The 17615-nt window shown below is 70.3% G+C and carries 16 protein-coding genes; 7 read left to right on the top strand and 9 right to left on the bottom strand.

Annotated features, from left to right (window positions below):
- Nucleotides 1-55: 55 nt before the first annotated feature.
- From ACT01A_RS15605 to rpmH, 5 genes are read right to left on the bottom strand one after another with little or no spacing between them, the layout of a single operon-like run.
- Complete coding sequence (locus ACT01A_RS15605; RefSeq protein WP_445148010.1) at nucleotides 56-526, bottom strand: Jag family protein; 471 nt, start codon at nucleotides 524-526, stop codon at nucleotides 56-58.
- 3 nt (nucleotides 527-529) lie between these two features.
- Nucleotides 530-1489, bottom strand: coding sequence for a YidC/Oxa1 family membrane protein insertase (locus tag ACT01A_RS15600; RefSeq protein ID WP_445148009.1), 960 nt, complete (start codon nucleotides 1487-1489; stop codon nucleotides 530-532).
- Nucleotides 1490-1492: 3 nt separating this feature from the next.
- Nucleotides 1493-1801, bottom strand: a complete 309-nt coding sequence (yidD, locus tag ACT01A_RS15595) for a membrane protein insertion efficiency factor YidD (protein ID WP_445148008.1) — start codon at nucleotides 1799-1801, stop codon at nucleotides 1493-1495.
- Nucleotides 1798-2256 carry a ribonuclease P protein component gene (rnpA, locus tag ACT01A_RS15590; protein ID WP_445148007.1) on the bottom strand — a complete coding sequence of 153 codons (459 nt, stop codon included), beginning with the start codon at nucleotides 2254-2256 and terminating at the stop codon, nucleotides 1798-1800. Before rnpA ends, yidD begins: the two co-directional genes overlap by 4 nt.
- A 2-nt stretch (nucleotides 2257-2258) precedes the next feature.
- On the bottom strand, nucleotides 2259-2393 hold the full coding sequence (gene rpmH / locus ACT01A_RS15585) for a 50S ribosomal protein L34 (protein ID WP_028074071.1): 135 nt from the start codon (nucleotides 2391-2393) through the stop codon (nucleotides 2259-2261).
- Nucleotides 2394-2701: 308 nt separating this feature from the next.
- Between rpmH and dnaA the strand changes: the two genes are divergently transcribed.
- The 6 genes from dnaA (at nucleotide 2702) to gyrA (ending at nucleotide 12094) form a co-directional block, all read left to right on the top strand.
- Nucleotides 2702-4120 (top strand): chromosomal replication initiator protein DnaA, encoded by a 1419-nt coding sequence (gene dnaA, locus ACT01A_RS15580; protein ID WP_445148006.1) that lies wholly within the window; start codon nucleotides 2702-2704, stop codon nucleotides 4118-4120.
- Between the two features lie 127 nt (nucleotides 4121-4247).
- Nucleotides 4248-5363: a DNA polymerase III subunit beta gene (gene dnaN, locus ACT01A_RS15575; RefSeq protein ID WP_445148005.1), complete on the top strand. Its 1116-nt coding sequence runs from the start codon at nucleotides 4248-4250 to the stop codon at nucleotides 5361-5363.
- Between the two features lie 7 nt (nucleotides 5364-5370).
- Nucleotides 5371-6531 (top strand): DNA replication/repair protein RecF, encoded by a 1161-nt coding sequence (gene recF, locus ACT01A_RS15570; protein WP_445148004.1) that lies wholly within the window; start codon nucleotides 5371-5373, stop codon nucleotides 6529-6531.
- Nucleotides 6531-6851, top strand: a complete 321-nt coding sequence (locus ACT01A_RS15565; RefSeq protein WP_445148003.1) for a DciA family protein — start codon at nucleotides 6531-6533, stop codon at nucleotides 6849-6851. Before recF ends, ACT01A_RS15565 begins: the two co-directional genes overlap by 1 nt.
- Nucleotides 6852-7008: 157 nt before the next feature.
- The gene (gyrB, locus tag ACT01A_RS15560; protein WP_445148002.1) at nucleotides 7009-9444 is read left to right on the top strand and encodes a DNA topoisomerase (ATP-hydrolyzing) subunit B; all 2436 of its coding nucleotides are present in this window, start codon (nucleotides 7009-7011) and stop codon (nucleotides 9442-9444) included.
- 43 nt (nucleotides 9445-9487) lie between these two features.
- A complete protein-coding gene (gyrA, locus tag ACT01A_RS15555; RefSeq protein ID WP_445148001.1) occupies nucleotides 9488-12094 on the top strand; it encodes a DNA gyrase subunit A in 2607 nt (868 codons plus the stop codon).
- Between the two features lie 514 nt (nucleotides 12095-12608).
- Here gyrA and ACT01A_RS15550 read toward each other — a convergent pair.
- The 4 genes from ACT01A_RS15550 to ACT01A_RS15535 form a co-directional block, all read right to left on the bottom strand.
- Nucleotides 12609-13103, bottom strand: a complete 495-nt coding sequence (locus ACT01A_RS15550) for an HNH endonuclease (RefSeq protein ID WP_445148000.1) — start codon at nucleotides 13101-13103, stop codon at nucleotides 12609-12611.
- A 134-nt stretch (nucleotides 13104-13237) separates the two neighbouring features.
- Complete coding sequence (gene pheA / locus ACT01A_RS15545) at nucleotides 13238-14104, bottom strand: prephenate dehydratase (protein ID WP_445147999.1); 867 nt, start codon at nucleotides 14102-14104, stop codon at nucleotides 13238-13240.
- Nucleotides 14101-14622 carry a DUF4446 family protein gene (locus ACT01A_RS15540; protein WP_445147998.1) on the bottom strand — a complete coding sequence of 174 codons (522 nt, stop codon included), beginning with the start codon at nucleotides 14620-14622 and terminating at the stop codon, nucleotides 14101-14103. Before ACT01A_RS15540 ends, pheA begins: the two co-directional genes overlap by 4 nt.
- A gap of 22 nt (nucleotides 14623-14644) precedes the next feature.
- Nucleotides 14645-15760 (bottom strand): hypothetical protein, encoded by a 1116-nt coding sequence (locus ACT01A_RS15535; RefSeq protein ID WP_445147997.1) that lies wholly within the window; start codon nucleotides 15758-15760, stop codon nucleotides 14645-14647.
- Between the two features lie 130 nt (nucleotides 15761-15890).
- Here ACT01A_RS15535 and ACT01A_RS15530 point away from each other — a divergent pair, with 130 nt between their 5' ends.
- Entirely contained in the window at nucleotides 15891-17582 is a 1692-nt protein-coding gene (locus ACT01A_RS15530) for a protein kinase domain-containing protein (RefSeq protein WP_445147996.1), read from the top strand.
- The last annotated feature ends 33 nt before the right edge of the window (nucleotides 17583-17615 follow it).

The raw sequence follows: 17615 nt of genomic DNA, 5'->3' as shown, positions 1-17615 counted from the left end.
GAACGACGAACGCCCGCCGAAAGGCGGGCGTTTCACGTGAAAACAAGCGGCGGCGCTACGAGCGGCCGAGCGGTGAAACCACGAGGTGGCGCTCGGGCTCGTCGCCCTCGGAATGCGTGTCCACGCCGCCGCGCTCGCGGAGGTACTCGTGGACGTGCTTGCGCTCGCTGGCGGTCATCGCGTCAAGGGCGATCGGCCGGCCGAACTTCTCGGCCTCGATCGCCGCCTGGTCGGCCTGCTTCTCAAGCGCCTCGCGGCGGCGGGCGCGGTAGCCCTCGGCGTCGACGACGATCCGGCGGCGCTCCGTCTCCGGGTTCGCCAGCAGGATCCGCTGGGCCAGGTGCTGGACCGCGTCGATCGTCTGGCCGTGGCGACCGATGAAGATGCCGAGGTCCTCGCCGTGGAGCGTGCCGATCAGCGCCTCCTCGTTGGACTGGATCTCGACCGTCGCCTCCAGGCCGAGGCCGTCGCGCACGTGCTCCAGCAGGTCTTGGAGGATCTCCTCCTGGGTCCGCTCAGCGGTCATCGTCTATCGCCTCCGTCCCGAACGCTTCTTCTTGCGCGACCGCGGTGGCGGAGGCGGAGCCTTGGTGACCCGCGACTCCTCCTGCGCGCTCCCGTTTCCGGTGCTGTTGCCGTTGCCCGCGGCCTGGGTGGCACCCGACAGGCGCGCCAGCAGCCCGCCGCCTCCGCCGCCGTCCCCGGAGGACGACTCGGCCTTCGACGAACTCCCGCCCTTGCCGCTGCTGACTTCTGGCAGCGGCGGCGGCTCCGGCGCGTTGCGCCCGATCACCCGGCGCAGGAACTGCTGCTGCCCGATGGTCCAGACGTTCGTCGTGATCCAGTACATGATCAGGCCGGCCGGGAAGTTGAAGACGAAGGCCACGAAGAAGAACGGCAGGACCAGCATGATCATCTTCTGGTTCTTGTCAGCCGTCGCGGTCATCATCAGCAGCGACGAGACCAGCTGAGAGCCGACATACAGCACCAGCAGCACCACGAGCACGCTGCCCGTGGCCTTGTCGGTGATGTCGTGGATGAACCAGAACTGCGAGGCGTCGGTCTGCCCACACGGCTTCGGGTTCGCGATCCCGGCCGGGTTGATGTCCGGGCAGATGTCGTGGCGCAGGTCCTTGCGCAACATGTAGAACAAGGACAGGAACACCGGCAGCTGCGCCACCAGCGGCAGGCACGAGGCGAACGGGTTGACCTTGTGCTCTTGGTAGAACTTCATCGTCTCCTGCTGGAGACGCTGCTTGTCGCCCTTGTACTTCTCCTGCAGCACCTTCAGGTGCGGCGCGATCCGCTGCAGCGCCTGCATCGAGCGGAACTGCTTGACCGCCAGCGGCAGCAGCAGCGCGCGGACGACGATCGTCAGCAGGATGATCGACAGGCCCCAGCTGGCGCCGATCGAGTCGTGGAAGAAGACCAGGACCGACTCGAAGACATCGACGAGCGGCTGAAGGATGTTCGCGGTAATGGGGACCATGGCTCAGGCGGACGGTGATTCGGACCCGCCCACCACGGGAGAGGAGGGGCGTGTACGGAAGAGGCGCTGATCTTCGACGGGGTCGAAACCCCCGTGGCTCCAGGGGTTGCAGCGCAAGAGCCGCCACCCGGCCAGGACCAGGCCCCGGAGTATGCCGTAGCGGCCGATCGCCTGCGCGGCGTAGGCCGAGCACGTCGGCTCGTACTTGCAGCGGCGCGGCAGCAGCGGCGAGATCAGCTTCTGGTAGGCGACGATCGGCGCAACAGCGATGCGCCGTGGCAGCGAGGGCCGATCAGCGTCGTCGGTGCTCACGACGCCGGCGCGGAGGGCTTCTCGCCCACCGAGCGGCCGATGAGCTCGCCGAGGGCGGTGCGGATGCCCTCAAGACCTTCGCGCTCAGCCAGCTCGCGCGCCTCAGGGCGCGCGACGACGACCGCGTCGGTATCGGGCGGCAGGCGCTGGCCCTCGGTCGCAAACGCCTCGCGCAGCAGGCGCTTGACGCGGTTGCGCTCGACGGCGCCGCCGACCTTGCGGGACACCGACAGGCCCAGACGCGGGCCAGCGGTCAGCTCCTGCGGGCCGGACTCGGCCACGGCGGAGCCCGCAGGCGTCGGAGACGACGCGCTGCGGGGGAACGTGTAGAGGACCAGGTGCCGGTTGCCGATCGACCGGCCCTGGCGGTAGACGCGCTCGAACTCGGCGCTGCGCGACAGCCGGCCCTTCTTGGGCCGCTTGGTGCTGCCGCCCACGCGCGGGAGCGCGTCCACGGTCAGACGGTCAGCCGCTTGCGGCCCTTGTCGCGACGACGCTTGAGCGTCAGGCGGCCGGCCTTGCTGGCCATACGGTTGCGGAAGCCGTGCGCGCGGGCGCGCTTGCGTCGCTTGGGCTGGTAGGTGCGCTTCATGAAGTCTCAGTTGCTCCGAGTCGGGGCGTGCAGGGTCGCGGGCGCGCGACCGGCGGAGGATTGTACCGAGCGCCGCCCGCGGGCGCCTATCCACACCGTCCACCGTGCTTGCTAACACGCATGCACAGGCGCGGACCCGTGGATTTAAACGGCATTTGCGACGTCCTGCACGCGGGGTTCTCCACAGGCCCCGACGGCCACAAGGCACCTGCTACGTTTCTCCCCCGCCGGCGCGTCGGACCCCCGCCGCGGTGGCATCCTCGCCCACGTTCGCAACACCGCTCCGGGAGGAGCCACAGACCCCTGCCGTGACGCTCGACGCCGCCCCGATCTGGACCCGCCTGCAGGCGGAGCTACGCCACCGGGTGCCGGAGTCGACCTACGACGTCTGGCTGGCGCCCTTGCGCCCGGGTCCGACTGAGGGCGATCGGCTGGTCGTGTTCGCGCCGCCCGAGGTCCGCGGCTGGGTCGCCCAGCGCTTCGCGGGCGTGCTGGAGGAAGCGGCGCGCACCGTGCTGGGCGCGAACGCCCAGATCGAGCTGCGCGACGAAGGCGAGGCTCCCACCGCGCACGCGCCGCACCATGCATCGCACGCTCCGGCTTCACGCGCGCCCGCGCGCACGCAGTCGCCCGCGACCTCCGCGCCCCAGGACGATCCGCGCGCCGCGCTCTTCTCCGATGACGTCTCGCCGCTGAACCCCAAGTTCACCTTCGAGCAGTTCGTCATCGGCGACGCCAACCGCTTCGCCCACGCCGCCGCCCTCGCGGTCGCGGAGAACCCCGGCAACGCCTACAACCCGCTCTTCGTCGTCGGGCCCCCGGGCGTTGGCAAGACCCACCTCCTGCACTCGATCGGCAACTACGTCCGTGCTTACGGCGGCGGCCTCTCCGTCCGCTACACGACCGTCGAGCGCTTCACCAACGAGTTCCTGGAGGCCTTGAAGACGCGCGACGTGGACGCCTTCAAGCACCGCTACCGCCGCAACGACGTCCTGCTGATCGACGACGTGCAGTTCCTCGAGTCCAAGGTCAAGACCGAGGAGGAGTTCTTCCACACCTTCAACGCGCTGCACGAGACCGGCTCGCAGCTCGTCCTGACCTCCGACCGCCCGCCGCGCGACATCGAGAAGCTCGACGAGCGCCTGCGCCAGCGGTTCGGCTCCGGCCTGGTCGTCGACATCCGCGAGCCAGATCCCGCCACGCGCCTGACCGTCCTGCGCAAGCGCGCCCACCATGACGGGATCGCGGTCGACGACGCCGTGCTGCAGCTGATCGCCGAGCGCGTCACCGGCAACATCCGCGCGCTCGAGGCCGCGCTGATCCGCGTCGTGGCCTACGCGTCGCTGACCGGTCGCACGATCGACCCCGCGCTGGCCGACGACGTGCTCACGCAGCTCTACGGCCGTGCGACCGCACGCGCCGCCGCCGGACCGCCCACCGTCGAGCGCATCCAGGAGCTCGTCGCCGAGGCCTTCGACATCACGCGCGAGGAGCTGCTCAGCGCCTCGCGGGCCGCGCGCGTCGCCTGGCCGCGACAGGTCGCCATGTACCTCACGCGCGAGCACACGCACGAGACGCTTCCCGCCATCGGGCGCCAGTTCGGCGGCCGCGACCACTCCACCGTCCTGCACGCGTGCAAACGTGCCGCAGACCGGATCGGCACCGACCCAGACGCCTACGACGCGGTGGCCTCGATCACCGCGCGGCTGACCGAGCACGCGGTTTGACCGGCGGTGTTGACAGACTCCGTCGGCTCCTGTGCGTGAAAACCCCGCAACTTCCGGTCGTCTCGGCGGCTGTCCACACGTCAACAGCCCCTATGACTCCTGAATCTCTTCTCTTGAGGTCTTCATCGTGAAGCTTTCGATCGCGAGCGCCGAATTGCTCGCCCAGCTGCAATCCGTCTCTCGCGTCGCTTCGACGCGCTCTGCCGTTCAGGCGCTGTCCGGCGTTCAGCTCGCCGTGACGTCCGCCGGTGTTGAGCTGCGCGCGACCGACATGGAGATCGCCCTGCGCGTCCCGCTGACCGCCGAGGTCGAGCGCGAGGGGACGGTCGTCCTGCCGGCGCGCTTGCTCCTGGACGTGGCCCGCTCGCTGCCCAAGAACGCGGAGCGCGTGACGCTCGAGCTCCGCGCCGAGCAGCAGGACGTCGAGGTCGTCGCCGGCAGCGCGAAGTTCCACCTGCGCACGCTGCGCGCCGAGGACTTCCCGCCGCTGCCCGAGACCGGCGGCGACACGGTCGTCGACGTCCCCGCGCACGCGTTCGTGGAGACGATCGAGATGGTGTCCAAGTCGGCGTCGCGCGACGAGACGCGGCCGATCCTCACGGGCATCCTCGTCAGCGCCTCTGGCTCGGAGCTGCGGATGGTCGCGACGGACTCCTACCGCCTCAGCGTCAAGGAGACCGCGCTGGAGGTTCCGCTGGATCCGGGCTTCGAGGCCAACGTCCCGGCGCGCGCGCTGGACGAGCTGCGCACGGTCGTCGGCGCGACCGGCGCTGACGTCATCCGCATCGGCGTGCGCTCCAACCAGGTCGTGTTCGAGGTCGGCGGCGCCGTCCTGTCTTCGCGGCTGATCGACGGCCAGTTCCCGAACTACCGCCAGCTGATCCCGGACGGCTACGAGCACCAGCTGCGGGTCTCGGGCGAGGAGCTCGGCGACGTCGTCAAGCGGATCTCGCTGATGGCTCAGAAGAACGCGCCGCTGCGGCTGTCGTTCGAGGACGGGCAGCTGACGGTGTCGGCGCAGACGCCGGACGTCGGCGAGGCCTCCGAGCCGCTGCCGGTGCCGTTTGCGGGCGAGGCGTTCGAGATCGGGTTCAACCCGGAGTTCCTGCGCGACGGGCTGGACAGCGTGGGCTCCGAGGACTTGATCCTCAAGCTGATCTCGCCGTTGCGGCCGGGGCTGATCGAGGGCGCCGACGAGTCGGGGTTCTTGTACTTGATCATGCCGATCCGGCTGAACGTCTGAGGTTCGGATGGTCCGCGTCGAGCGGCTGCGCGTGCGGGACTTCCGCACCTACGCCGCGGCCGACGTGCCGCTCGGCGCGGGTCTGACGGTCCTGCACGGGCCCAACGGCGCGGGCAAGACCAACCTCCTGGAGGCGCTGTACTTCGGCTGCACGTCGCGGTCGTGCCGGACGGCGAACGAGCGCGAGGTCGTGCGGTTCGACGCGCCGGCGGCGCGGGTGGAGGTCGATACGGTCGACGGCGAGGGTGACCGGCACACGCTGTCGGTGGGCTTCGCGCCGGGCGAGCCGAAGCGGCTGAAGGTCGACGGCGCGCCGGTGGAGCGGCTGACGGATTCGCCGGCGCGGCCGCTGGTCAGCGTCTTCCTGCCGGACCGCCTGGAGCTGATCAAGGGCGCGCCGTCCTTGCGGCGCGCGCACCTGGACCAGGTCGTCTCGGCGCTGTGGCCGTCGCGGACCGCCAACCGCGCGCAGTACTCGCGGGCACTGGCGCAGCGCAACGCGCTGTTGTCACGGGTGCGGTTGGGGCGGGCAGGCGAGTCCTCGCTGGACGCCTGGGACGCCGAGCTGGCGCGCTGGGGCATCGCGCTGCGCGACGACCGCGCGAGCGCGGTGGAGCGCGTGGCGGCCGCCTTCCCGGCGATCGCGAGCGAGTTGGGGCTCAACGGCACGGGCGAGCTGCGGTACCGCCCGCGCACGCGCGCCACCGACGCGCAGGAGCTGGCGCGCGAGCTGGCCGAGCGCCGCGCGAGCGACCTGGACCGCGGCTTCACCCAGCACGGCCCGCACCGCGACGACCTGCAACTGGTGCGCGACGGACGCGAGTTGAAGGCCTTCGGCTCCCAGGGCGAGCAGCGGATCGCGTTGTTGGCGTTGTTGCTCGCCGAGCGCGCCGTGCTGACCGAGGAGCGCGGCGCGCCGCCGTTGATGCTGCTCGACGACGTGATGTCCGAGCTGGACGCCGACCGCCGCGGCTTCCTGATCGCCCGCCTGGATGACGGCGGCCAGGCGCTGGTGACCACGACCGACCTCGCGCACGTCCCTGGCGGCGAGCGGGCCGACGTCGTGCGCCTGCACGTGTCGCCGGGCGAGGTCGCGTTGGACGACGCGGACGCGCCGCCGACCGCCTCCGGTCCTGCGGCCTTCGTCCCTGCCGCCAAGGCCGCCTGATGCGCCGCCGAGCCCCACGCCCGCTTTCGGTCGCGCTCGCCGGCCTGGCCGACCAGCTCGCACCCCGGACAACGCTCGGCGACGTGCAGCGCGCGTGGCCCGCGGTGGTCGGTCCGGTGGTCGCCAAAGAGGCCACGCCGACCACGGAGCACGGCGGAACACTGACGATCGCCTGCCGGTCTTCGGTGTGGGCGCAGGAGCTCGATCTGATGGCTCCGGAGCTGGTCGAGCGCCTCAACGCGCAGCTCGGCGAAGGGCGCATAACCACGCTCCGGTGCGTCGCCTCGCCGCCGCGTCGGTGGGCCTCCACCGAGTCGTAACGATTTTGCCTGCATTTGCAGGCATTTCGAGGCCGTCTGAACGGCGGTTCCGAGGGGGTTCTGTGCTATCCTGTGGATAACTTCACTGACGCCCCGGGACAGGTTCGACCGAGCCTGATCGACGGGGCGTATCTGCGTCAGGAAACGCAGCACTCTTATGGCGAACGAGAACGGCAAGCAGAAGAATGCGCGCCAGGGCTCGGCCGCCTACGACGCCCAGGACATCACCGTCCTCGAGGGCCTCGAGGCGGTCCGCAAGCGTCCCGGCATGTACATCGGCTCGACGGGCATCCGCGGGCTTCACCACCTCGTCTACGAGGTCGTGGACAACTCCGTGGACGAGGCCCTGGCGGGCTTCGGCGGCCGGGTCGACGTGACCATTCACCCCGACAACTCCGTCACGGTGCGCGATGAGGGCCGCGGCATCCCGGTCGGCATCGTCGAGAAGGAGGGCCGCCCGGCCGTCGAGGTCGTGCTCACGGTTCTCCACGCCGGCGGCAAGTTCGGCGACGGCGGCGGCTACAAGGTCTCCGGCGGCCTGCACGGCGTCGGCGTCTCGGTCGTCAACGCGCTGTCTGAGACCGTCAAGGTCGAGGTCCGGGTCGACGGCCACTACTGGACCCAGGAGTTCGACCGCGGCAAGCCGCGCTACGACCTGGTCAAGGGCGAGCCGCTGGCCAAGGGCGAGCCGACGGGCACGACGATCACCTACCTGCCTGACGCCGAGGTCTTCGAGACGCTGGAGCACGAGTTCCAGGTCCTGGAGCAGCGCCTGCGTGAGACGGCCTACCTCACGCGCGGCCTGGCGATCTCGCTCACCGACGAGCGCGCTGGTGGCAAGAAGGTCGAGTTCCACTTCGAGGGCGGCATCGAAGACTTCGTCTCGTACATGAACGAGAACAAGGAGCCGCTCGGCAAGAAGGTGATCTTCTTCGAAGGCGAGTCCGACGAGGGCTACGTCGAGATCGCCATGCAGTGGAACGGCTCCTACCAGGAGTCGGTCTTCTCGTTCGCCAACAACATCAACACGCACGAGGGCGGCTCGCACCTGTCGGGCTTCCGCTCCGCGCTCACGCGCACGCTGAACAAGTACGCGCGTGAGAAGGGCATCCTCAAGGAGAAGGACGACAACCTGAGCGGCGAGGACGTCCGCGAGGGGCTCACCGCCGTCATCTCCGCCAAGCTCGCCGATCCGCAGTTCGAGGGCCAGACGAAGACCAAGCTCGGCAACCCGGGCATGGAGGGCTTCGTCGCCTCGGTGGTCAACGCCAAGCTGGCCGAGTTCCTGGAGGAGAACCCTTCCGAGGGCAACGCGATCATCCGCAAGGCCGTTCAGGCCGCGCAGGCGCGCAGCGCCGCCCGCAAGGCGCGTGACCTCACGCGTCGCAAGAGCGCGCTGGAGAACTCGCCGCTGCCGGGCAAGCTCGCCGACTGCTCGGTCAAGGACCCCGCCTTGACGGAGATCTTCGTGGTCGAGGGCGACTCCGCAGGTGGTTCGGCCAAGCAGGGGCGCGACCGCAACACGCAGGCCGTCCTGCCGCTGCGCGGCAAGATCCTCAACGTGGAGAAGGCGCGGATCGACCGCGTTCTCAAGAACAACGAGATCCAGGCGCTGATCACCGCCCTGGGCACCGGCATCCGCGACGAGTTCGACATCGAGAAGGCGCGCTACCACAAGATCGTGCTGATGACGGACGCTGACGTCGACGGCGCGCACATCCGCACGCTCGTCCTGACGCTGCTGTTCCGCGAGATGCCCGAGCTGATCGAGGCCGGCTACATCTACATCGCCAAGCCGCCGCTCTACAAGCTCAAGCAGGGCCGCAACGAGCGCTACATCGAGAAGGAGTCCGAGCTGGAGGAGGTCCTGCTCTCCGACAAGCTCGAGAAGATCAGCGTGCACGACCGAACTGGCGCTGAGTTCAAGCTGACCGAGGCGCGCTGGCAGCGGTACACCCGGTTGTTGAAGCAGTTCGAGGGCTGGTCCTCGTCGCTGCGCGCCGAGCACGGCCACGAGGCCGTGCGCTTCCTCGGCGAGGCCGGGCTCCTCGACGATCAGGCGGCGGACCTCGCCGCGGTCGTCACGTCGCTGGAGAAGAACGACGCGTCGCGCCCGCACGAGACGCACGTCGTCGAGCAGGACGACGACGTCCTGGTCATCAAGGCGGTCGAGCGCAAGACGGGGCTGGCGCAGACGCACCGCCTCGCCCGCTCGCTGTTTGACTCCAACGACTACAGGCAGTTCATCAAGGTCAACGCCCAGCTCGTCGAGCTGGCCGGCGCGCCGCCGTTCAGCGTCGCGCTCGCCGACCGGTCCGACGAGGCGTACTCGTTCGAGTCGCTGCGGACGTCGGTCCTCGAGGTCGCGCGTCGCGGCATCAACGTCCAGCGCTTCAAGGGGCTGGGCGAGATGAACGCCGAGCAGCTGCGCGAGACCACGATGGACCCCGCCACGCGGACGCTCCAGCAGGTCAGCGTCGAAGACGCGGCCGAGGCCGACCGCCTGTTCACCATGTTGATGGGCGACGTCGTCGAGCCGCGCCGCGAGTTCATCGAGCAGAACGCGCGCGCCGTCGTGAACCTCGACGTCTGATGGCGCCCGTCCCCCGAATCACCACCCAAGGAGTTGAAGCCTGATGGCGACCGACGTCATCGGCGGCGGCAACATCGAGCCGCGCGCCCTCGAAGACGAGATGCGGACGGCGTACCTGGACTACGCCATGTCCGTCATCGTCGGGCGCGCGCTGCCGGACGTCCGCGACGGCCTGAAGCCCGTCCACCGCCGCGTGCTGTTCTCGATGAACGAGAGCGGCCTTGGCCCGACGCGCCCGTACGTCAAGTGCGCGCGCATCGTCGGCGACGTCATGGGCAAGTACCACCCGCACGGCGACTCGGCGATCTACGACACGCTCGTCCGTCTGGCGCAGGACTTCTCCATGCGCCACCCGCTGGTGGACGGCCAGGGCAACTTCGGCTCGGTCGACGATGACCCGGCCGCGGCCATGCGGTACACGGAGGCGCGGCTGACGCGCCTCGCGCAGGAGATGCTGCGCGACATCGACATGGACACGGTCGACTTCGTGCCCAACTACGACGGGCAGAACCAGGAGCCCGTCGTCCTGCCGTCGCGCTACCCGAACCTGCTGGTCAACGGCGGCACCGGCATCGCGGTCGGCATGGCCACCAACATCCCGCCGCACAACCTCAAGGAGGTGATCGACGCGACGGTCGCCTTCCTCGACGACCCGTCGATCGACCTCGACGGGTTGATGAAGCACATCAAGGGCCCCGACTTCCCGACGGCCGGGATCATCATGGGCACCGCGGGCATCCGCGACGCCTACGAGACCGGTCGCGGTCGCGTGCGCGTGCGCGCCCGGGCGCACATCGAGGAGATCCACCAGGGCAAGGAGGCGATCATCGTCACCGAGCTGCCCTACGCGGTCAAGAAGGGCGGCGACACCGGCCTCATCACCAAGATCGCCGAGCTGGTCCGCGAGAAGAAGATCCCCGAGATCTCCGACCTGCGCGACGAGACCGACCGCCGCGGCATGCGCCTGGTGATCGAGCTCAAGCGCGCGGTCAACCCCAAGGTGGTGCTGAACAAGCTCTACAAGCACACGCCGATGCAGTCGACGTTCGGCGTCAACATGGTGGCCTTGGTCGACGGCGTCCCGCGGACGCTGTCGCTGCGCGAGGTGCTGAGCGCCTACGTCGCCCACCAGCGCGAGGTCGTCGTCCGCCGCGCGAAGTACGAGCTGGCCCAGAAGGAAGCCCGCGCGCACGTGTTGGAGGGCTTGCTCATCGCCCTCGACAACCTGGACGCGGTCATCGAGGTCATCCGCCGGTCGCCGAACCGCGAGTCCGCGCGCGAGGAGCTCGTCGCGACGTTCTCGCTGTCGCAGATCCAGGCGTCGGCGATCCTCGACCTGCGCCTCTCCCAGCTGACCGCGCTGGAGAGCGACGCGATCAAGCAGGAGCACGCCGACGTCATGGAGCGGATCACCGAGCTGCGCACGCTGCTCGGCGACGAGGCCAACGTCCGCGCGCTGATCAAGGAGGAGATGCTCGACATCTCCGAGCGCTTCGAGGACGAGCGCCGCACGACGATCGCGCCGTCTGAGGACGAGCTCGACATCGAGGACCTGATCGCCGACCAGCAGATGGTCATCACGATCACCAAGTCGGGGTACATCAAGCGGGTCCCGCTGGCGACGTATCGCCAGCAGCGGCGCGGCGGCGTCGGGATCAACGCGATGGACATGAAGGACGGTGACTACATCGAGCACCTCTTCGTGTCGTCGACCCACGACTACCTGCTGTTCTTCACCAACCGGGGCAAGGTCTACCGGTCGAAGGTCTACGAGCTGCCGGAAGGCCAGCGGACGGCGAAGGGCCGCGCGCTGATCAACATCCTGCCGCTGCGCGAGAACGAGCGCGTGCAGTCGGTCCTGTCGACGCGCGACTTCTCGGAGTCGCCGTACCTGGTCTTCGCCACGCGCAAGGGCGTGATCAAGAAGACCAAGTTCCAGGCCTACAACACGCCGATCAAGGCCGACGGCATCATCGCCATCAAGATCCGCGACGACGACGAGCTGATCGCCGTCCGCCGCGTCGACGAGGGCGACGAGATCATGATGATCTCCAAGGCCGGCCTGGCCGTCCGCTTCGAGGAGTCCGACGCGCGCGACATGGGTCGCGACACCGGCGGCGTACGCGGGATGAACGTGGGCGACGACGGCGAGGTCATCGCCATGGACGTCGCGCGCGACGACATGGAGCTGCTGGTCGTCACCGAGGCCGGCTACGGCAAGCGGACGAAGATCGACCAGTACCGCAAGACGGCGCGCGGGACCAAGGGCGTCATCACGATCAAGCTGACCGAGGCCAAGGGCGGTCTCGCCGGCGCGCTCGTCGTCCGCCCGCACCAGGAGTTGGTGTTCATCTCCCAGAACGGGCTGATCCAGCGCACCGGCGTCAAGGGCATCTCGCAGCAGGGCCGCTCGGCCACCGGCGTCCGGGTCATGAACCCGCGCGACGGCGACCAGGTCTCCGCGGTCGCGTTGATCGTGGAGTCCGAGGACGAGTCCGGCGAGCCGACGCTCGACGTCGAGGGCGACGAGATCTCCGCCGCGGCCCAGCCCGGCGACGACGCTGTGGCTGAGCTGACCGAGGAGGTCCTCGCGGACGAGGACGCCGCCGCTGAGGACGCCGAGCCCGAGGACGAGGGCGGCGAGGAGTAGCTCCGCCGCGCCTCCGCGGGCTGTTCGGCCTGCGGCGCAGCACCTTCGACGGGCCCGGCGATCACGCCGGGCCCGTTGCGTTTTCGCGCCATCTGGTCCGCCTGTCGACCGGACCTGCCGACAGGCATTCGAGGTCGTCGGAAACGGGTGCTACATTGCGCGATACCAGAGAAAGGAGGTGGTCCGAATATCTAGTTCTAGTACTTGCGGGACCCTGGAGGTGGCCGGCCGCTAGATCGGTCGGGCTGGAGTAACGATCCAGCGAATCCACGCCGGGCCACCCCCTTGCGCCGATGCCGGAAGTCGTCCCTCCGGCCGCTCAGACCGTCGGCAATAGGGCAAGTCCAGTCCAGTGGTTGTGCAAAGGGCGTCGCGGATTTCCGCGGCGTCCTTTGCCATTTGTAGGGCCCCTTTGCGCCGCGAGGCGGCGGCCCTTCGTCGTCCAACCGCCTCGCGGCGCGCGCCTTCACGCTGCGCGGACCCGCGCGGTCCTAGGACGAGGACTTGAAGGCGGTTACGCCGCTTCGGGCAGCCACTGCCGCCACGCCGCCGGGATCGTCGGCGTGGCGACGTGGATGAAGACGTGCGGCTGCGGCATCGCTGGGATGCGACGCGGGTGCATGCCCGCCTTGTCCGGGAGGTGGTCGGCCTTGCGGCGGTTGCACGGCGCGCAGGAGGCGACGATGTTGTCCCACGTCGACCCGCCGCCCTTGGAGCGCGGGATGACGTGATCGACGGTCAGGTTCGACCGCGACCCGCAGTACTGACAGGTCCAGTTGTCGCGTGCGAAGACCGCGCGGCGCGTGATCTTGCGCCGGTGAGTGTCGCGCGGGACCACGATGTAGGTCATCAGCCGGATGACGACCGGGCGGGACATCGCCGCGCGCTCGGAGCGCAGCTCCCACGTCGCGTGGTCGACGACCTCGGCCTTGGCCTTCAGCAGCAGGACGACGGCGCGCCGAACGGTGCACACGTTGATCGGCTCGTAGGACGCATTCAGGACGAGCACCCGGCCGCCATCACGTCCACGTCGCCGGTGCTCGTCGGGCGACGTGGACCGCATCATGTGTGGTGGTACGAGCTGGGTGGTCGTCATAAGCCGGGGCTCCGTGGGCGGAAACGGTAGCACCCGGGGGAACGGAATCAGCCTGGTTCGAACCCATCTGGCCCAGCGGCCGTCGGGTAGGAACCCAGTACCCGTACGACTTCTGCGTGGGTGCGCACCCGCTCGATGGCCTCGGCCACGTTGGCCGCGCGCGCGTCGCCTTGGAGGTCGGCGAGGAAGAGGTAGTGCCCGAGCTGGCGCTTGAGCGGGCGCGACTCGATCCGCGTCAGGTTGATCTCGCGCGCCGCGAACTCGTCCAAGCAGCGCACAAGCCAGCCCGGCGACGCGTCGCCCGCGCCGTGGAAGACGATCGAGGTCTTGGCCGGCCGGGCGGCGTCGGCGGCGCCGAACGGGGCGGTCCCGCGCGCGGCGACCCAGAGGAAGCGCGTCTGGTTGTCGTGCTCGTCCTCGATCCCCTCCGCCAGCACCTCGCACGAGTAGAGCGACGCGGCGGTGGTCGTGCCGATCGCGGCGACGCCGTCCTGCGAAGTGGCGGCGGTGCGCACCGCCTCGGCGGTGGAGGTCGCGGCGATAAGCCGGCGGCCGGGCAGGTGCTCAGCGATGAACCGCCGGCATTGGGCGAGCGCCTGCGGGTGCGAGGTGATCGCCTCGATCGCGGCGAGGGCGAGCGACGGCCGGACCGCGAGCGCGTGGCTGACCGGCAGCACCTCCTCCCCCACGATCTCGGCGTCCTCGACCTCCAGCGCGAGCGCGTCGAGCGTCGCGTTCACGCCGCCCTCGATCGAGTTCTCGATCGGCACGATCGCCGCCGCGACGTCTCCGCGCGCCGCTGCGAGGATCGCTTCGCGCTCCGTGCTGAACGGGATCGCCTCGCCGGGATGGCCGGCGGCGAGCAGCGCGGCGTGGGTGAAGGTCCCGGCGGGACCGAGGTAGCCGAGCCTCATGGCAACCGTGGCGGCTCGGGCGGTGGCTCGCCGGCCAGCGCGACCCGGACCGCCTCGATCTCCTCGGGCGACAGCGGGTACTCGGGCTCACCGCGCACGACGTGCTTGACGTAGAGCCGCGCCTGGTCGCGGTGGTGGATCGACGACAACACGAGGCCGGATTGCTCGGCGTCCAGCAGCGCGATCGCCACCGACTGCTGACCCGACATCTCGTTGTAGGCGTCGAAGCGCACCAGCCCGCGGAACGCGATTGACGCGTCGAGGCGGTCCTCCGCGGTCCCGACGCGTCCGTCCAGCCGTGCCGCGACGTCCGCAACGTAGGCGTGCAGCGACCGGAACTCCTGCTCGATCCGCGCGGCGTGCGCGACCAGGTCCTCGGCGGGACCGGCGCCGAGCAGCACCCGCTGGTCGGCGCGCAGCCGCCGCAGCCGGACGAACGCGATGGTCGCGACGATCAGCGCGGCGAGCGCGACGGCGCAGCCGGCGACGGCGACGATCCCCGCGGTCGAGCTATCCACGCCCCGGACGCTACTGAACGCGTCAGTTGAACAGGATCGTGTAGGTCGACTGGTTGTTGTCGGTCTTCTGCTCGCCGCGGACCGGCGAGATCCGGACGGTCATCGTCGAGGACGTGCCCTTCGGCGGCACGCTCGTCAACTGGATCGGCACCGTGCCCTGCGTGCCGGCCTTCGTCTGGTTGATGGTCTTGGTCGACTGGATCGTCTTGGACCCGCCGCCGGTGACCTTCACGGTGACCTTGACGTTGCTCTCGTCGTTCTCGCCCTGGTTGGCGTAGGCGACGACGACGCTGAGCGGCGCCTTGGCGGTCACGCGGTTGACCGTCCCTCCGGGCTGCAGCGCGACGCCGCCGGCGGTCGTGCTGACCAGGCCGTGGCCGTGCGTGCCGGGCTTGACCTCGCCGCTGGAGCTCGGCGACGACGTGTCGGCGTCCGGGTTGAGCTTGTTGGCGACCTGGTTGGCGTCCAGCCAGCCGATCGACGGCAGGAACTTGGAGGAGACGACGGTCTGGTCGCCGAGGTCCTTGTCCTTCAGGGCCTGGGTGATCAGCGGGTTGACGCGCTGTGAGTAGACGACGTCGGAGGCCAGGAACGCCTGCATCTGGCCGGCGATCCGCGCGATCGCGGCGGTCGCCGACGGCTGGTTGGAGAGCGCCTTGGAGAGCTGGTTGCCGATCTCGGTGACGCCGGACTCGCGCAGGTTCATGACCAGCTCGAGGTTGGTCTGCGCGGCGGCGACGTCGTCGGGCGCGTCAAGGCCCTTGGCGCGCGTGGCGTCGTCGTGGGCGACGACGCGGACCTGGTTGACCGCGGCGGTCACGTCTTGGGTCGAGCCACCCTTGTTGAGGATGTCGAACAGCTGGCGCGACACGTTGCGATCGGAGTCCTGCACGATCGACGTGACCTCGCGGTTGTAGTCCTTCAGCGCGTTCTTGGCGCGCGTGGAGGAGCAGCTCTTGACCGTGAGGATCAGCAGCAGCGCGATAACCGCCAGGCCCGCGAACAGCACGAACTGGCGGCGGCGGGCGACGTCGACCGGCGGCGGTCCTGCGGCGGTGCCAGCGGTCGCAGCGCGGCGGGGCCGCGCGGGGCGTGTAACTCGGGTGGGCTCGTCGGGCTCGTCGTCGAAGAAGGACACGCCACGCTCCGGGCGGGGGCGAATAGGCCAGTATTGCGGGTGGCCCGGGCGGTGAGGCCCGGGCGTAACGTGGCTGCAACTTCGCCATCGCGCGCAGGGCACCTTCTTCCCGCGCGGAAGATCGGAGAAGGTGGAGACCGCCGAGCACCCCACGACGAGCGCCACGAACGGCTCCTCAGAGGTCGTCCTCGACCGCTATCGGCTGGTGCGCCGGCTGGGCGGCGGCGGGTTCGGCGTGGTCTGGCTGGCCCACGACCAGAAGCTCGACCGGACGGTCGCGGTCAAGCGGATCCCGGTGCCGGACGCGGAAGCGCGCAAGCGCGCGCAGCGTGAGGGGACGGCCGCGGCGCGGCTTCAGCACGCGGCGATCGTCGCGCTGCACGAGACCGGCACCGACGAGGATCACGTCTACCTCGTCTCCGAGTACGTCCGCGGCGGGACCTACGCGCGGCTGCTGGAGATCGGCGCGCTGAGCGATCGCGACGTGGTGGAGATCGGCGTCGCGCTGTGCGACGCGCTGACCCACGCGCACAAGCGCGGGGTCGTCCACCGCGACGTCAAGCCGCTGAACGTGCTGATCCCGGACGGCGGCGACGGCCCGCCGGCGAAGCTGACGGACTTCGGCGTGGCGCGGATCGCGGGCGACGACGCGTTGACGCGGACCGGCGACGTGGTCGGGACGCTGGCCTACATGGCGCCCGAGCAGGCCGAAGGCGGCGAGGTCGGCGAGGAGGCCGACCTCTACGCGCTGGGCCTGTGCCTGTACGAGGGGCTGAGCGGGGTCAATCCCGTGCGCGCGCGTGGCGCGGGCGCGACGGCGCGGCGCGTGGGCCAGCGGCTGCCGCCGTTGGGGCGCCTGCGGCGCGATCTGCCGCTGGATCTGTGCGAGGCGATCGACGCCGCCGTCTGGCCGCACGCGGACGAGCGCGGGACGGTCGGCGAGCTGCGCGCCTCCTTGTGCGCTGCGCTGGACGACGTCGGCGACGAGCCAGGCACGATCGCCGGCGGACCGATCGAGGCGCTGGCCCCGGTGGCGCCGCCGCGGCGCTACGGCCTGCTGGCGCGCGCGGCGGCGGCCGCAGGGGCGGCGGTCCTGGCGGGCGCGGCGCTGAGGTGGGGGTTGGATGGCGGCGGCGGTGCGGCCGCGCCGATTCCTCCGGTCGCGCCCCTCACCGGCGCGCTGGCGGTGGCGCTGGCGGCACTGCTCCTCCCGCGCCTGGCGTGGATGGCGGCGTGTGGGGCGATCGTCGGCTGGCTGGCGAGCGAGGGTGGGCTCGGCGCAGATCGGGCGTGGCTGCTCGCGGCGGCGGCGCTTCCGATCCCGTTGCTCCTGCGCAGGGCGACGCCGGTGACGTGGTCGCTGCCCGCGTTGGCGCCCGTTATGGGCCTGGTGGCGGTCTCCGGTGGGTTCCCAGCCCTGGCGGCGCGGGCGGGGCGGATCGAGCATCGGGCGCTCACGGGCGCGCTGGGCGCGTGGTGGCTGCTGCTGGGCGAGGCGGCGTTTGGCGAGAAGCTCGTGCTCGGACCGCCGAACGACAGCGGGTTCGATGCGATCAGCGCGGTGGTCACGTCGCCCGCGATCGTCCTCGTCGGCGTGTGGGCGGCGGCCGCGGCGGTGTTGCCGTTCCTGGTGCGTGGGCGGCTCTTGGTGCTGGATGTGCTCGCGGCGTCGGTGTGGGCCGCGGCCTGCGCGGCAGGGACGCAGGCGGCGCTCGGAGCGACGCCTCGGGGGCTCGTCGAGGGCGCCGTCCTGGCCGGCGCGCTGGCCCTCGCGCCGCTTGCCCGTCACCTGAGGTCCGCGGAGCGCGTTGACCTGCCGTAACCTCTGAGGCCGGTCCGCGCGAGCGGTCCTCCC

It is taken from the genome of Baekduia sp. Peel2402, assembly GCF_052567285.1.
This window is presented reverse-complemented; position numbering and strand designations above follow the sequence as displayed.